Source organism: Pandoraea eparura, assembly GCF_902459725.1.
GTDB lineage: Bacteria > Pseudomonadota > Gammaproteobacteria > Burkholderiales > Burkholderiaceae > Pandoraea > Pandoraea eparura.
This window is the reverse complement of the sequence record NZ_CABPSH010000011.1, coordinates 46,309-62,342: the sequence shown is the minus strand read 5'-3', so window position 1 is coordinate 62,342 and position 16,034 is coordinate 46,309. Positions and strand designations below refer to the sequence as shown.

Genomic DNA, 16,034 nt, shown 5'->3' with positions numbered 1-16,034 from the left:
GCGCAAACGTCTGATTTTCGGGCAAATAGTTCCGTAATTTTTCGACTCACGCAGGCCTCGGGCTGGGGTTACAATGCCTGCCCAAGTGCCTGCCGCCCGGCGTCATGCGGGGTTGCGCGGGATTCGTGATGGCCCACCGCCCGAAGTGAAATGAACGCTCAAATCGACCCGGCCCTGCGCCGCGAACGTCTGCGGTATCTCCTGCTCACCGTCATCTGCCTCGCCCTGTTGGGCGGTGCACTGTACTTCCAGTACGTGCGTCACGAGGATCCGTGTCCGCTGTGCATTCTGGCGCGTTACGCGCTCGTGCTGATCGCGATCTTCGGTCTGGCGGGCGCCGTCTCACGTGGCTGGGCGGGCATTCAGTTCGCGCGCGTGCTTGCCGCCCTGTCGGCGATCGGCGGCATGGCCGCATCGGGATATCTGATCTACGTGCAGGCCAATCCGCTGGTGAGTTGCGGGTACGACGTGGTCGAGGCATTTGTCGACGCCTTGCCGACGTCGCGCCTGCTGCCGCAGGTCTTCCAGGTTCAGGGGATGTGTCAGACGATGTACCCGCCGATCCTCGGTCTGACACTGCCGATGTGGTCGCTCGCCGCGTTTGTCGTGATTTTCCTGTCGCTGGCGTTGCGTCGTCCGCGTCGCGCGATTTCGCTGCGCTGAGCGTCGCCGATTTCACCGGCCGTCTGCCCCCCGGGCAGCGGCCTCATCGCGCCGCGCCTCCCACGCCTCCATTCATGGCGTTGCGCTGTGGCGGTCCCGCCTTCCATCCCCCGCCATCATGGCCGCGCCAGCACGGGCGCCTGCGTCCCGCCGCCGTTCGCGGCATCGAGTTCCGTCGCCACTTCCGCCACTCGCCGGCGCAGCCATGTCACCTCCGGCGCGGCGTGCGTGCGCTCGTGCCAAAGCTGGTAAAAGCGCATGGGCGGAAAGGCAAAGGGCGACGGCAACACCCGAATCGGCAGGTAGCGGGCGTAGTGCTGCGCGAACTGGCGCCCCGTCGTGAACACCAGGTCGGTGCGCATCAGTACATAGGGCACGAGTCCGAAGTACGGCATCGTCATCTGAATATTGCGGCGCAGGCCCTGCTCGGCCAGACACCCGTCGATGAAACTCTGTCGCTCGGCCACGTACGGTGTCGGCGCCAGATGCGGCAATTCCAGATAATGCTTAAGCGAAATGCCCTTGTTCGCCAATGGATGCTGCGCGCCGAGCATGCAAACCACTTCGTCGTCGAACAGCCGGGACATGTGCAGTTGCGGCGGCGGCTCCAGCCAGTTGCCGATCACCACGTCGAGCGAGCCGTTCTCCAGCGCCCCCGCATAGTCGAATGCCGTATTGATCGGCTGCACGTGCAACCGCGCCGAAGGGGCATCGCGGCGCAGCACTTCGGCGATATTGGGCAGGAAAACGGCGTCCAGGTAATCGGGAGCACCGAGGCGGAACGCCCGCGTGGTGGTCTGCGGCGCGAATTCCGTGGCGGGATGGGTAATGCGCTCGATGGCGGCGAGCGCGTCGGTCGCGTAGCCCAGCAGCTCGCGGCCACGCTCGGTCGCCACCATGCCGCTCTTGCCGCGCACCAGGATGGCGTCGCCCGTGATCTCGCGCAGGCGGCGCAGCGAATTGCTGATGGCGGGCTGCGACTGGCCGAGCTTGAGCGCGGCGCGCGAGACGCTCTGTTCGGTGAGCAGCGTGTGCAGCACCCGCAGCAGGTAGGCGTCGATCTGTTCGCGGGGTCTTTGCATGGTCGGGCGCGCTCTGCGAGGCTTGGGGTCGAGCCATAGTTTATGACAATGCCACCTCATCGGGGCGACCGAATAGGCATCATCATGGCCGCGAAATATTTACCCCCGCCGCCAGTGCTATCTTCGGCTCATATCCACGCCGGCCATGTCCCGGCGCGCCCGCAATCCCACTGCACTACACTGAGAACCATGGAGACACAAGCCATCCGCTTCTATTACCGCGGCAAGGTGCACGAGGTCACTGGCGAAGCCACGACCCGTACCGTGCTTCAGTACACGCGCGAAGCCCTGCACTGCACCGGCACCAAGGAAGGGTGCGCCGAGGGCGATTGCGGCGCCTGCACCGTCGTGATCGGCGAACTGGCCGACGATGGCAACGTGGCACTGCGCGCGGTCAACGCCTGCATCCAGTTCCTGCCCACGCTCGACGGCCGTGCGCTCTTCACGGTCGAAGACCTGCGCGCGCCTGATGGCGCGCTGCATCCGGTGCAGCAGGCGCTGGTGGACTGCCACGCCTCGCAATGCGGCTTCTGCACGCCGGGCTTCGTGATGTCGCTGTGGGCCATGTACGTGAACCGCCCAGCAGCAGCCGGTTGCCCGACCCGCCGCGAGATCGACGATGTGCTCTCCGGCAATCTGTGCCGCTGCACCGGGTATCGTCCGATCGTCGACGCCGCCCAGCAGATGTTCGACCTGCCGCGCCATGAGTTCGACCGCGCGGTACTGGCGAAGCGGCTTCAGGCGTTGCAGCGCGACGACACCCTGTCGTACGAACACAACGGCCAGATCTTCCACGCCCCGCGTACGCTGGCCGAACTCGGCCGCCTGCGCGCCGCCCATCCGGACGCGCGCCTTCTGGCCGGCAGCACCGACGTCGGCCTGTGGGTCACCAAACAGTTCCGCGAGCTGAAGCACCTGATCTATGTCGGACAGGTGGCGGAGTTGCGCGAGATTTCCGAGGGTCCGAACGGCCTGTACATCGGTGCGGGCGCCCTGCTCAACGATGCGTTCGATGCGCTCGTCAACCACTATCCGGATTTGGCCGAGCTGCGTCAGCGCTTCGCCTCGTTCCCGATCCGCAACGCCGGAACGCTGGGCGGCAACGTCGCAAACGGTTCGCCTATCGGCGATTCGATGCCCGCGTTGATCGTGCTCGGCACGCGCATCGTGCTGCATCGCGACGGGGTCGTGCGCGAGATGCCGCTCGAAGACTTCTACCTCGCCTATCAGAAGAACGCGCTCGAAGCGGGCGAATTCGTGCAGGGCATCCGCGTGCCGCTGCCGGGAGCCGCCCAGCGCTTTCGCACCTACAAGCTGGCCAAGCGTTTCGATCAGGACATCTCGGCGGTATGCGCCGCCTTCGCCGTCGAACTCGATGGCGAGACCGTGCGCTCGGCGCGGGTGGCCTTCGGCGGCATGGCGGCCACGCCCAAGCGCGGCAGCGCCATCGAAGCGGCTCTGATGGGCCAGCCCTGGACCGACGCCACCGTGCGCGCGGCGATGGCGGCCTTGCCGACCGACTACCAGCCGCTCTCGGACATGCGTGCAACCAGCGCCTACCGGCTGGCCGGCGCGCAGAATCTGCTGTATCGTTTTTTCCTGGAGACGCGCCTCGATGCGCCGCTTGCGGCACACGAAGTCAACGCGTTCGCCCACGGCTAACCGGAGTTGCCCATGAACACGCAAGTTGAAGGCTTCATGACGCAGACCGGTGCCGCGGCAGGCGCCAGCGCACAGGTGGGCCGCTCGCGGCCGCACGAGTCGGCTGAACTCCACGTGGCCGGCGAAGCCACCTACACCGACGATATCCCCGAACTCCAAGGCACACTGCACTGCGCGCTCGGCGCGTCGCCCAAGGCGCATGCACGCGTGCTCTCGCTCGATCTCGACGCCGTGCGTCGGGCGCCGGGCGTGGTCGCGGTATTCACTGCCGCCGACATCCCCGGCGTGAACGATTGCGGTCCGGTCGTTCACGACGACCCGATTCTCGCGGACGGCCTCGTCCAGTACATCGGTCAGCCGATGTTCGCCGTGGTGGCCGAATCGCATGACGCGGCCCGCCGCGCGGCGCGTCTGGCCAAGGGCGAATACGAAGACCTGCCCGCCATCCTCACACCGCAGGCCGCGAAGGCCGCGGGGGCGAGCGTGCTGCCGCCCTATCACCTGCGCCGCGGCGACGCCGATGCCGCGCTGCAAGCCGCACCGAACCGTCTGAGCGGCACGTTCGAATGCAACGGGCAGGAGCAGTTCTATCTCGAAGGACAGATTTCATACGCAATTCCGAAGGAAAACGACGGCATTCACGTCTACTGCTCGACGCAGCACCCGACCGAGATGCAGGCGCTCGTCTCGCACGCACTGGGCTGGCACAGCCACCAGGTGCAGGTCGAATGCCGTCGCATGGGCGGCGGCTTCGGCGGCAAGGAGTCGCAATCGGGGCTGTTTGCCTGTGTCGCCGCGTTGTGCGCCACGCGTTTGAAACGCCCCGTGAAGCTGCGCCTGGATCGTGACGACGATTTCATGATGACCGGCAAGCGCCACGGCTTTTACTTCGAATACGACGTCGGCTTCGACGACGACGGCCGCATCACGGGCGCGAAGGTCGACATGACGCTGCGCGCCGGCTTCTCGGCCGACCTGTCGGGACCCGTCGCCACGCGCGCCATCTGCCACTTCGACAACGCCTACTTCGTGCCCGACGCCGACCTGCGCGCGCTGTGCGGCAAGACGAACACGCAATCGAACACGGCGTTTCGCGGTTTTGGCGGCCCGCAAGGCGCGCTCATCATGGAAGTTGTGCAGGACGCCATCGCACGGCGCCTGGGCAAAGACGCGCTCGACGTGCGTCGCGTGAACTTCTACGGCAAGACCGAGCGCAACGTTACGCCGTACGGGCAGGTGGTCAAGGACAACGTCATTCACGAACTCGTCGCGCAACTGGAGCAGACGAGCGAGTACCGTGCGCGACGCGACGCGGTGCGCGCGTTCAACCGCACCAGTCCCGTGCTGCGCAAGGGACTCGCGCTCACGCCCCTGAAGTTCGGCATTTCGTTCAATGTGCAGGCCTTCAACCAGGCGGGCGCGCTGGTGCACATCTATCGTGACGGCTCGATGCTGGTCAATCATGGTGGCACCGAGATGGGCCAGGGCCTGAACACGAAGGTCGCGCAGGTGGTGGCGCACGAACTGGGCGTCGATCTCTCGCATGTGCGCGTGACGGCGACAGACACGAGCAAGGTGGCGAACACGTCGGCCACGGCCGCCTCGACAGGCGCCGACCTGAACGGCAAGGCCGCGCAGAACGCCGCGTGGCAGATTCGCCAGCGTCTGGCCGCGTTTGCCGCGCAGACGTACGGCGGCTCGCCCGACGACGTGCAGTTTGCCAACGATGTCGTGAGCGCGAACGGCCACGACATCCCCTTCCCCGATCTGGTGGAAGCGGCCTACTGGGCGCGCGTGCAGCTTTGGTCTGACGGCTTCTATGCGACGCCAGGCCTGTCGTGGGATGCCGCGAGCATGAACGGCAACCCGTTCTTCTACTTCGCCTACGGCGCGGCCGTCTCCGAAGTGGTACTCGACACGCTCACGGGCGAATGGCGGCTGCTGCGCGCCGACGTGCTTCACGATGCCGGCAAATCGATCAACCCCGCGCTCGACATCGGGCAGGTCGAAGGGGCGTTCATTCAAGGCATGGGCTGGCTGACGACCGAAGAACTGTGGTGGAACCAGGCGGGCAAGCTCATGACGCATGCACCGTCCACGTACAAGATCCCCGGCATCAGCGATTGCCCGACGGACTTCCGCGTGGCGCTGTTCGAGAACACGAACGTGTCGGATTCCATCCACCGCTCCAAGGCCGTCGGCGAGCCGCCGCTGCTGCTGCCGTTCTCGGTGTTCAACGCATTGCGCGACGCCGTGGCGAGCGTGAACGACTATCGCGACGAGCCGGTGCTCAATGCGCCGGCAACGTCCGAAGCGCTGCTCACGGCGATCACCGAGCTGCGCACGCGCAGCGCCGCCTGATGCATCGCTGGGTCGACGCCGCCCATAAGCTGCTGGTCCGCGGCGAGGCCGCGGTCCTGGTAACGATCGCGCGCGTGGAAGGCTCCGCGCCGCGCGAAGCGGGCACGCATCTGCTCGTGACGCGCGAGCACGTCTGGGAAACCATCGGTGGCGGCCATCTCGAATGGCGGGCGATGGACGTCGCCCGCCAGTTGCTGCGCCAGTACGGCCATCAAGGCGCGCGGCACGTCGAGCGTTTCGCGCTCGGCCCGAGCCTCGGGCAGTGCTGCGGCGGCGCGGTCACCCTCGCCTTCGAGGTGCTCACGCTGGCCGATCTGGCGTGGGTGAGCGACCTGCACAAGCGGCTCGCGGCCGGTGTTGCCAGTCTGCGCAGCGTGGCGTTCGGGGCGCCCGGGGCCGATGCGGCGGCCAGCCAGCAGCAGGGCGGCCCCGTCCTGCTGAGCGCACTCGACCCGAACGAGCCGCTCGCGCATCCGCACACGCTCACCCGCGACGCCGACGACGCCGCCTGCTCGTTCTGGCAAGGCAGCGACGGTTGGCTCTGGCTGAGCGAGCGGCTGGCGCCGAGCGATTTCCATATTGCGCTGTTCGGTGCCGGCCACGTGGGACAGGCGCTCGTGCAGGTGCTGGCGACGCTGCCGTGCCGCGTGACCTGGGCCGACGAGCGTACCGAAACCTTCCCGGAGACGGTGCCGCCGAACACCGTCGTCGAGTCGACCGACACCCCCGAGGCCGTCGTCGATGAGGTGCCAGCGGGTGCGTATTTCCTGGTCATGACGCACAACCATGCGCTGGATCAGCGCCTGTGCGAGGCCATTTTCAAGCGCGACGACTTTGCCTACTTCGGCCTGATCGGATCGATGACCAAACGCCGTCAGTTCGAGCATCGCCTGCGCGATCGCGGTGTGCCGCCCGAGCGTTTCGCGCAGATGATCTGCCCCATCGGCGTGGCCGGCATCACCGGCAAGGCGCCGGCGACGATCGCGATTGCCGTCGCCGCGCAACTCCTGCGCGTGCGCGAACAACAGATGCAACACAGCGGGCCGGCCGTACCGCAGCACACCGGCGATCCCGTTTGACGGCCGTGCCCCGCACCTGGGACACCGAGTACCTCGTCGTCGCGGGCGACGGTAAAATCCTGCCCATCCCCCTCAACAAGACCTATTCATGCCACTCACGCCCGAACTCGCCAAGACCCTTTGCGCCATGCCCAAGGCGGAGCTGCACGTGCATATCGAGGGCACGCTGGAGCCCGAACTGATCTTCCGGCTCGCCGAGCGCAACCACGTCACGCTGCCCTACCCGAGTGTGGAGGCCCTGCGCGACGCCTACGCCTTCACCGATCTGCAGTCGTTCCTGGACATTTACTACGCGGGCGCGAGTGTCTTGCTCACCGAAGACGATTTCTACGACATGACGCGCGCCTATCTCGCACGCGCCGCCGCCGACAACATCCGCCACACCGAACTCTTTTTCGATCCTCAAACGCACACGGCGCGCGGCGTGTCGATGGCCACGGTCATCAACGGCATCGAACGTGCGCTGGCCGAAGCCGAGACGCAATACGGCATGACGAGCCGATTGATCCTTTGCTTCCTGCGCCATCTGCCGGAAGCAGACGCCCTCCAAACACTGGAGACGGCGCTGCCGTACTTCAACAGCCACGGGCACCGGCTCGTCGGCGTGGGCCTCGATTCGTCAGAGCAGGGCCATCCGCCCGCCAAGTTCGCGCGCGTGTTCGCGCGGTGCCGCGAGTTGGGACTGCACCTCGTGGCGCACGCCGGAGAAGAAGGACCGCCCGCGTATATTTACGAGGCGCTGGACGTGCTGCACGTCCAGCGCGTGGATCACGGCGTTCGCGCGATTGAGGACGAGGCGTTGCTCGATCGCCTGGCCCGGGAGAAGATCGCGCTGACGGTGTGCCCGCTGTCGAACGTCCGTCTCAAGGTGTTCGAGCACATGGGTCAGCACACGCTGCACGCGTTGCTCAAGCGCGGGCTGGCCGTCACGATCAATTCGGATGACCCGGCGTACTTCGGCGGCTACCTGAACGAGAACTTCCTCGCCACGTTCGACGCCCTGGACATGACGCTCGATGACGCTTACACGTTGGCAAGGAACAGCTTCGAAGCCTCGTTCATCGACGACAGCGAAAAGCAACGGCTAGTGAGCGAACTGGAGCGTTTTCGCGCCGCGCAAGCCGGGTAAGCGCTCACCGGGACCCGTCGACCGGCCGCCCAGGACACCCTCGATACCAACCCCGCCCGAAGGCGGAACCGCACCCCAAAAGTTGGCGATCCACTTTTGGGGTGTTTTCATTCCCGCACGACGCACACCGCGCCCCCATGCATCGCCACATCACCTTGCGATGATGTGGAACATGCTGCGTGGGGAATATTTTCGCCGAGGCCCGATGCTATTTTTCGAGCGTGCCCAGATAGTCGTCACGCGGTGCCCCCACACCCGCGGCGTCACGCGAGCACGACACCTTAGAACATCGGAGACAACACCCCATGGACTCATCGCTCAGCCCTCCTGCGGGCAGTGCCGCGCCCGAAGCGGCCCACGACAGCACGCGCGTGGCGGGCGCGCAACCTGTCTCGACCCTCGACCGATATTTCGGCATCACCGCGCTCGGATCGACGTTCCGCACGGAAGTGATCGCAGGTATCACGACATTTCTCGCGGCGATGTACATCATCGTCGTCAACCCGGCCATTCTGTCGAAGACCGGCATGGCGTTTCCGGCAGCCTTGACCGCGACGGTGCTCATCAGCTTCTTCGGCAGTTGCGCGATGGGGCTCTACGCCCGCAATCCGGTGCTGGTCGCGCCGGGCATGGGACTGAACGCGCTGTTCGCGTTCACGATGGTGCACGGCGTCGGCATGCCCTGGCAGACGGCACTCGGCTGCGTGTTCTGGTCGGGCATCCTCTTCGCGCTGCTCGCCGCGCTCAATGTGCGACGCTTCGTCGTCGAGGCGATTCCGGCGAACCTGCGCTATGCGATTTCGTGCGGCATCGGCCTGTTCATCACCGTGATCGGCCTGGTCAACGCCAGGCTCGTGGTGGGCGACCCGGTCACCGTCGTGCGTCTGGCCCACTTGTCGCCGCCGACGGTCACGTTCCTGATCGGGCTGGCGCTCACGACCGTGCTCGTCGCGCGCCGCGTGAACGGTGCGTTGATGATCGGCATCATCGCGACCACGCTCATGGCCATTCCGGTCGGGCGCCTGTGGGGAGACGGCAGCGCGTATTTCCCCAAGGAAATCGCCACGGCCACGCTGGTGAACTTCCACGGCTTCTTCGCCGCCCCCGACTTCTCGGGCATCGGCCAGCTCGACCTGCTGGGCGCGCTCAAGGTCGCGTACCTGCCGTTCATCTTCGTGATGCTCTTCACCGCGTTCTTTGATACGCTCTCGACCTTCATGAGCATTGCCGAGGCAGGCAACATGAAGGATCGCAACGGCAATCCGCGCAATATGCGTCAGGCCATGATCGTCGATTCGTTCTCGGTGCTGATCTCCGGCCCGCTCGGTACGAGTCCGGCGAACGCCTACATCGAATCGGCCGCCGGCATTGCGCAGGGTGGACGTACCGGGCTGACCGCCGTCGTCTGCGCCTTGCTGTTCCTGCCCTTCCTGTTTGTGTCCCCGATGCTCTCGCTGGTGCCCGCCATCGCGACGGCGCCGGCGCTGATCCTGGTCGGGGTGTTTATGATGGAGTCCGTGGCGCGCATCGAATGGCACCGCATGGACGAGGCGATTCCGAGTTTCATCGCCGTGGTGATGATTCCGATTTCGTACTCGATCACCGACGGTATTGCCTATAGCTTCCTCGCGTTCGTGGTGCTCAAGCTGTTCACGGGCCGTGTGAAGGAGATCAAGCCGGCGATGTGGATCGTCGCCGCGCTGGCAGTGCTGCTGCTCACGCAAATGTAACGACGCAAGGACCCTGTACATGTCCACGACACACCAAGCCCTGCGCGCCGTGCGCGCGCAACTGGTCTACTTCACGCACGATCCGTCGCGCGCCTACCTCGACGGCTCGCCCGGCACCGTGCACCATACCGACGGCCTCATCGCCTTCGAGAATGGCCGCATCACCGCCGTCGGCGACTACGCCACGGTGGCGCCCACGCTGCCCGACGGCACGCCGATCGACGATCTGCGCGACAAGGTCGTCACGCCCGGCTTCATTGACACGCACATCCACTATCCGCAGACGGACATGATCGCGTCGCCCGCGCCGGGGCTGCTGCCGTGGCTCGAGAGGTACACGTTTCCGACCGAGCGCCGGTTCGAGAATCCGGCGTACGCGGCCGATGTCGCACAGTTCTTCCTCGACGAGCTGCTGCGCGTCGGCACCACGAGCGCGCTCGTGTACTGCACGGTGCATCCCGGCTCGGTCGATGCGTTCTTCAAGGCCAGCGACGCGCGCAATCTGCGCATGATCGCCGGCAAGGTGATGATGGATCGCAACTGCCCCGACTTCCTGCGCGACACGGCCGAGAGCGGCGCGCGCGACAGCGAGGCGCTGATTCAGCGCTGGCACAACCAGGGACGCCAGCTCTACGCGCTTACGCCACGCTTCGCGCCGACATCGACCGAAGCCCAGTTGGGCGTTTGCGGCGAACTCGCCACGCAGTACCAAGACGTGTTCATCCAGAGCCACGTGGCCGAAAACACCGACGAGGTCGAATGGGTGCGCTCGCTGTTTCCGGGGCACCGCAGCTACCTCGACGTGTACGACCACTACAAGCTGCTGCGCAAGCGCGCCGTGTACGGCCATTGCATCTGGCTCGACGAGCATGATCGTCGCCGCATGTTCGAGACGGGCACCGTCGCCGCGCACTGCCCAACGTCGAACCAGTTCCTCGGGAGCGGCCTGTTCGACTTCGCTGCGGCCGAAGCGAGCCGCATGCCGGTGACGCTCGCGACCGACGTCGGCGGCGGCTCGACCTTCTCGATGTTGCAGACGATGAACGAGGCCCACAAGGTGGCGCGGTTGTCGGGCTATCACCTCTCGGCCGAACGCATGTTCTATCTGGCCACCGAAGGCGCCGCGCACGCGCTGGATCTGCACGGCACCATCGGCACGCTGGCCGTGGGCGCGGAGGCCGATTTCGTGGTGCTCGACCCGAAGGCCACGCCCCTGCTCGCCCGTCGCACGGCACTGGCCGAGTCGCTCGAAGAGCTACTGTTCGCATTCGCCATGCTCGGCGACGATCGTGCCATCGCCACGACCTACGCCGCCGGCCAGCCGGTGCATCGCCGCGCTGACGCGTTGACGCGTTGACGCGCCAAGCGCGCCTGGCGCCCGCACGGACGTTCGGGCGTTTGGGCGTTTGGGGCGCTCGAGACGTCCGAGACGTTTGAGACATTCGAGACGCTGCGAGACATCACGGAGCGTCACGACTTACGCGAGAGAACGCGCGCCGTCGCCTTGGCTCGACGCGCGTTCCCTCGCGGTCACCGGTCGCGCGCAAGGGGCATGCGGCCGGGGATCTCCTTGGGCAGCCAATCGGCTGCCCTTTTTTCCATGCCCGGCATACGCCCGTCAGGTGCTCATCAAGAGCCAATTCAGCGGCCAACCCAACCCCGTCATGCCCTCGTCACGCGACGAATGCTATAATCCGCTCCGATTCATTGGGGAGTAGCCGCCCTGTCAGGGACACATGTCATCGACAGGGGCGTACGTCAACAGACTTGGCCGGTTCCGGCTATGGCGTGCGCAGCCCTCGGGCCTGGCGAGACCGATGACGATGCTTCCGCCATCCGGGCCGGGACGCATGGTCATTGGCTCGCGCATTCACGGCCCGGCGGAGATTCATAACAAGATGTCCCCTTTCCTCGTCTCGACCGGCGTAGTCGCCCTCGCCGAAATCGGCGACAAAACCCAACTGCTGTCCCTCGTGCTCGCCGCGCGCTTCAAGAAGCCCGTGCCGATCATCCTCGGTATTCTCGTCGCCACGCTCGTCAATCACGGCTTTGCCGGCGCCGTCGGCGAATGGCTCGCCACGGCGATCAGTCCGGTCATCATGAAGTGGGCCGTCGTCGCGTCGTTCCTCGGCATGGCAATCTGGATTCTCATCCCCGACAAGCTCGACGACGACGAGACCACCACGCGCCGCAAGTTCGGCGTGTTCGTGACGACCGTCTTCACGTTCTTCATCGCCGAGATGGGCGACAAGACGCAGATCGCCACGGTGATGCTCGCCGCGCGCTACCAGGACTTCTTCGGCGTGGTGGCCGGCACCACGCTCGGCATGATGCTGGCCAACGTGCCGGCCGTGCTCGTGGGCCACAAATTCGCCGGCCGTCTGCCGACCAAGGCCGTACACGCCGTCGCCGCCGTGATCTTCGCGGTGCTCGGCATCATCACGCTGCTGCAGTAAACAGCAAACGCCGAGGCAAGGCGCACGTCTCGATGACGCATCGCTTCGCCTCGGCGCGAGACACTCGCTTGCCGTTCGTCGGCTTCACGTCTGGGCCCCGGCCTGACCTCTGGATGTCCGACCGACGTCTGGTCGGTATCTGCCCTGGTACCGGCCCGCTTCCTGTCCGCTTCCTGTCCGCTTCCTGTCCGCTTCCTGCCCGCTTCCTGCCCGCTTCCTGCCCGCTTCCTGTCGGCTTCCTGTCGGCTTCCTTTCCGCTTGCTGTCCGCTACCGGCCCGATCTCCGCCTAGCGCCCGACCTTCTGCTCGACATTGACCGTGCGCCCGCTCGGGAACGGCAACTGCCCGAGCGCGGCGTCAATCAGGTATGGCATGGCGGAGGCGAGCGACGTGCCCGCGTCGCTGGTGTTGGCCTGCACGCGGTAGACTTCCTTGCCGCTCGCCCGGTCCGTGAAGCGCAACTGCAAACCGGCCAGCCCATACGGATAACTGCGCTCGACGTACGCCGGCGGCGCACCGAACGGATAGCCATATCCGCCCCATGGACGTCCCCAAGGCCCCCATGGGGCGGGCGCAAACATCGGATCGTAGACCGGTTCGGTCACACGCATCATCTGCTGGGTGATACCGTAAGTCATCCCGATCAGGTAGTGCGCACTCGACGGGCTCCGCTCGCTGAAGCCGTCTCCGGCCAGACGCGTGCGCAGCCACTGCTCGTAAGTCGCGTGCTCTTGATTGTTCTGCTGTTCGGGCGTGCGCGTGAGCGCGTAAGTCCGCGGGCCATCAAAACCCGGTGCATCGCCGAACGCAGTCACCTGGCTCGTGACCGTGCTGGCGCACCCCGCCAGCAAGACGCTGACGACGGCCAGCGTCGCCAAGGCCCATCGTTTCCCCATGATCGACTGCTCCATTGAAAGGCCAAAGGCACACCGCTGTGCGCCGCTCGCGCCGATTTAAGCACAGGACGCCACAACGCGCACATCCGACAACTTTGACGCCAACACGGAAGCAAAATTCAGCAAATCGCATGCGCGAACGCGAACGCCCCGCCACTCCGTTACAATTTACCCATCCTTGGCCGTCCGCAAAACACCGTCCATGCTCAGAACCGACCTCGCAGGCGTCATCCAACGCTCCGACTATACGCCCCCGGCGTATCTGATCGACACCGTCCAACTCGACTTCGACCTCGCCCCCGACGTCACCACCGTGACCAGCCGACTGCGCATCCGCCGCAACCCGGCCGGTCCCGGCGGCGCGCTCGAACTGGTGGGCCAAGGCCTGCAACTGGTGAGCCTCTCACTCGACGGCAAGCCCTGGCCCGACTATCGCATCGGCGAGGAAACGCTGACGGTCGACGCGCCGCCCGAGGCGTTCGAACTCACGCTCGTCACGCGCTGCCGCCCGCAGGAAAACACGTCGCTCATGGGGCTGTACGTCTCGGGCGGCAACTTCTTCACGCAATGCGAAGCCGAGGGCTTTCGCAAGATCACGTACTTCCTCGACCGTCCGGATGTGATGGCGACGTACACCGTGACGCTGCGCGCCGATCGCGAGGCGTATCCGGTGTTGCTGGCCAACGGCAACCTGATCGACCAGGGCGATCTGCCCCACGGCCGTCACTTCGCCGTCTGGGACGACCCGTTCAAGAAACCCAGCTACCTGTTCGCGCTGGTCGCCGGCCGGCTGGTGTGCCGTGAGGCGCGCCTCGTGGCCGGCGACGGCCGCGAGAAGCTGCTTCAGGTCTGGGTGCAGCCGCACGATCTGGAGAAGACGCAACATGCGATGGATTCGCTGATCAACTCGATCCGTTGGGACGAGCAGCGCTTCGGCCGCGTGCTCGATCTCGACCGCTTCATGATCGTGGCCGTGAGCGACTTCAACATGGGCGCGATGGAGAACAAGGGCCTGAACATCTTCAATACGAAGTATGTGCTGGCCGATGCCGCCACCGCGACCGACGACGACTTCGGCAACATCGAAGCCGTGGTGGGCCACGAGTACTTCCACAACTGGACCGGCAATCGCGTGACTTGCCGCGACTGGTTCCAGTTGAGCCTGAAGGAAGGCCTGACCGTGTTCCGCGATCAGGAGTTCTCGGCCGACATGATGGGCTCCGAATCGGGCCGCGCCGTCAAGCGCATCGATGACGTGCGCGTGCTGCGGCAGGCCCAGTTCCCGGAAGACGCCGGCCCGATGGCGCACCCGGTGCGCCCCGAGAGCTACGTCGAAATCAACAACTTCTATACGGTCACCGTCTACGAGAAGGGCGCCGAAGTTGTGCGCATGTATCAGACACTGCTCGGGCGCGACGGCTTCCGCCGGGGTATGGACCTGTACTTCGAGCGTCACGACGGCCAGGCAGTGACGTGCGACGAGTTCCGCGCCGCGATGGCCGATGCCAATCAACGCGATCTCACGCAGTTCGGCCGCTGGTACAGCCAGGCCGGCACCCCGCGCGTGACGGTCGAAGCCGCCTATGACGAGGCCGCGCGCACCTATACACTCACGCTCGCCCAGCGCTGCCCGAAGGTCGGCGTGGAGCTGCAGGACAGCACGCTCGTCAAGCAGCCATTCCACATCCCGTTCGCCGTCGGCCTGCTCGATCGCGACGGTCGCGACATGGCGGTGCGACTGGCCGGCGAGGCCACCGATGCGCCGGCGGCCACCACGCATGTGCTCGACTTCACGCAGGAACGGCAAAGCTTTACGTTCGTCGACGTGCCGCACAACCCGATGCCGTCGCTGCTGCGCGGCTTCTCGGCGCCGGTGATCGTCGAGTACGAGTCCACCATCGATGAACTCGCATTCCTGATGGCGCACGACAGCGATCCGTTCAACCGCTGGGAAGCGGGGCAACGGCTGGCAACGCGCCAGTTGCTGGCGCTCGTCGAATCGATTCAGATGGGCCAGTTGCCGAGCGTAGACAGCTATGTGCTTGAAGCCTTCCGCCAGGTGCTGCGCGACGAAACGCTCGACCCGGCCTTCCGCGCCCAGGCGCTCACGCTGCCGGCCGAGTCGTACCTCGGCGAGCAGATGACGGAAATCGACCCCGCCGCCATTCACGCCGCGCGCCAGTATCTGCGTCAGCGTCTGGCGGCGTCGCTGCATACCGAGTGGCTCGCGGCGTATCACAACCATCGCGTGCCGGGCGCCTACCGTCCAGACGCCGCCTCGGCCGGCGAGCGCGCGCTGAAGAACCTTGCGCTGTCGTACCTGATGGAACTGTCGGATGCCGCCGTGGCCCAGACCGCCCGCACCCAGTACGACTCGGCCGACAACATGACGGACCGTTTCTCCGCGCTCACCGCCCTCGTGCAACGCGGCGGCGCCGCGCGCGAAAGCGATGCGGCGCATGGGTCGAACCACGCCGCCGAAGCGCTGGCGGACTTCTATCAGCGCTTCGAGCACGAGCCGCTCGCCATCGACAAGTGGTTCGCGCTGCAAGCCATGCAACGCGGCGACGGCAGCCATTGCGTGATCGACGCCGTGCGCGCCCTCATGGCGCATCCGGCCTTCACGCTGAAGAACCCCAACCGCGCGCGTTCGCTGATTTTCAGCTTCTGCAGCGGCAATCCTGCGCAGTTCCATGCGGCCGACGGTTCCGGTTATCGATTCTGGGTCGAGCAGGTCCTCGCGCTCGACGCGCTGAACCCGCAGGTGGCCGCCCGGCTGGCTCGCGTGCTCGACCGCTGGCGCAAATACACGCCGGCCCTGCGCGAGCGCATGCGTGAGGCGTTGCAGCAAGTCGCTCAGCACGCGGCACTGTCGAAGGATGTGCGCGAGATCGTCGAAAAATCGCTCGCCTGAGCTTGACCTGAGCTGACCTGGGCTGACCGGCCCCGCAAAGCAAGAAACGCCGCCGATGCGCC

The 16,034-nt window shown here is 65.9% G+C and carries 11 protein-coding genes and 1 riboswitch; of the genes, 9 read left to right on the top strand and 2 right to left on the bottom strand.

The window, feature by feature from the left end; translation table 11 throughout:
• The first annotated feature begins 150 nt into the window (after positions 1-150).
• The gene (locus PEP31012_RS19000; protein ID WP_150590862.1) at positions 151-663 is read left to right on the top strand and encodes a disulfide bond formation protein B; all 513 of its coding nucleotides are present in this window, start codon (positions 151-153) and stop codon (positions 661-663) included.
• A gap of 116 nt (positions 664-779) precedes the next feature.
• Here PEP31012_RS19000 and PEP31012_RS18995 read toward each other — a convergent pair whose 3' ends face one another.
• Positions 780-1,745 (bottom strand): LysR substrate-binding domain-containing protein, encoded by a 966-nt coding sequence (locus PEP31012_RS18995; RefSeq protein ID WP_150590861.1) that lies wholly within the window; start codon positions 1,743-1,745, stop codon positions 780-782.
• A gap of 189 nt (positions 1,746-1,934) precedes the next feature.
• On the opposite strand from PEP31012_RS18995, the gene xdhA reads away from it, so the two are divergent.
• From xdhA to PEP31012_RS18960, 7 genes are all read left to right on the top strand, one after another.
• Positions 1,935-3,407, top strand: a complete 1,473-nt coding sequence (xdhA, locus tag PEP31012_RS18990) for a xanthine dehydrogenase small subunit (protein WP_150590860.1) — start codon at positions 1,935-1,937, stop codon at positions 3,405-3,407.
• 12 nt (positions 3,408-3,419) lie between these two features.
• Positions 3,420-5,768: a xanthine dehydrogenase molybdopterin binding subunit gene (gene xdhB, locus PEP31012_RS18985; RefSeq protein WP_150590859.1), complete on the top strand. Its 2,349-nt coding sequence runs from the start codon at positions 3,420-3,422 to the stop codon at positions 5,766-5,768.
• A complete protein-coding gene (gene xdhC, locus PEP31012_RS18980; RefSeq protein WP_150590858.1) occupies positions 5,768-6,847 on the top strand; it encodes a xanthine dehydrogenase accessory protein XdhC in 1,080 nt (359 codons plus the stop codon). Before xdhB ends, xdhC begins: the two co-directional genes overlap by 1 nt.
• Before the next feature lie 88 nt (positions 6,848-6,935).
• Complete coding sequence (locus PEP31012_RS18975; RefSeq protein WP_150590857.1) at positions 6,936-7,976, top strand: adenosine deaminase; 1,041 nt, start codon at positions 6,936-6,938, stop codon at positions 7,974-7,976.
• 305 nt (positions 7,977-8,281) lie between these two features.
• Positions 8,282-9,706 (top strand): NCS2 family permease, encoded by a 1,425-nt coding sequence (locus PEP31012_RS18970; RefSeq protein ID WP_246171381.1) that lies wholly within the window; start codon positions 8,282-8,284, stop codon positions 9,704-9,706.
• 19 nt (positions 9,707-9,725) lie between these two features.
• Entirely contained in the window at positions 9,726-11,063 is a 1,338-nt protein-coding gene (gene guaD / locus PEP31012_RS18965) for a guanine deaminase (RefSeq protein ID WP_150590856.1), read from the top strand.
• A 340-nt stretch (positions 11,064-11,403) separates the two neighbouring features.
• A riboswitch (yybP-ykoY riboswitch) is annotated at positions 11,404-11,588 on the top strand.
• A 16-nt stretch (positions 11,589-11,604) separates the two neighbouring features.
• On the top strand, positions 11,605-12,162 hold the full coding sequence (locus PEP31012_RS18960) for a TMEM165/GDT1 family protein (protein ID WP_150590927.1): 558 nt from the start codon (positions 11,605-11,607) through the stop codon (positions 12,160-12,162).
• A 287-nt stretch (positions 12,163-12,449) separates the two neighbouring features.
• Here PEP31012_RS18960 and PEP31012_RS18955 read toward each other — a convergent pair whose 3' ends face one another.
• Positions 12,450-13,058 (bottom strand): DUF4136 domain-containing protein, encoded by a 609-nt coding sequence (locus PEP31012_RS18955; RefSeq protein ID WP_174978307.1) that lies wholly within the window; start codon positions 13,056-13,058, stop codon positions 12,450-12,452.
• 202 nt (positions 13,059-13,260) lie between these two features.
• On the opposite strand from PEP31012_RS18955, the gene pepN reads away from it, so the two are divergent.
• Entirely contained in the window at positions 13,261-15,972 is a 2,712-nt protein-coding gene (gene pepN, locus PEP31012_RS18950) for an aminopeptidase N (RefSeq protein WP_150590854.1), read from the top strand.
• The last annotated feature ends 62 nt before the right edge of the window (positions 15,973-16,034 follow it).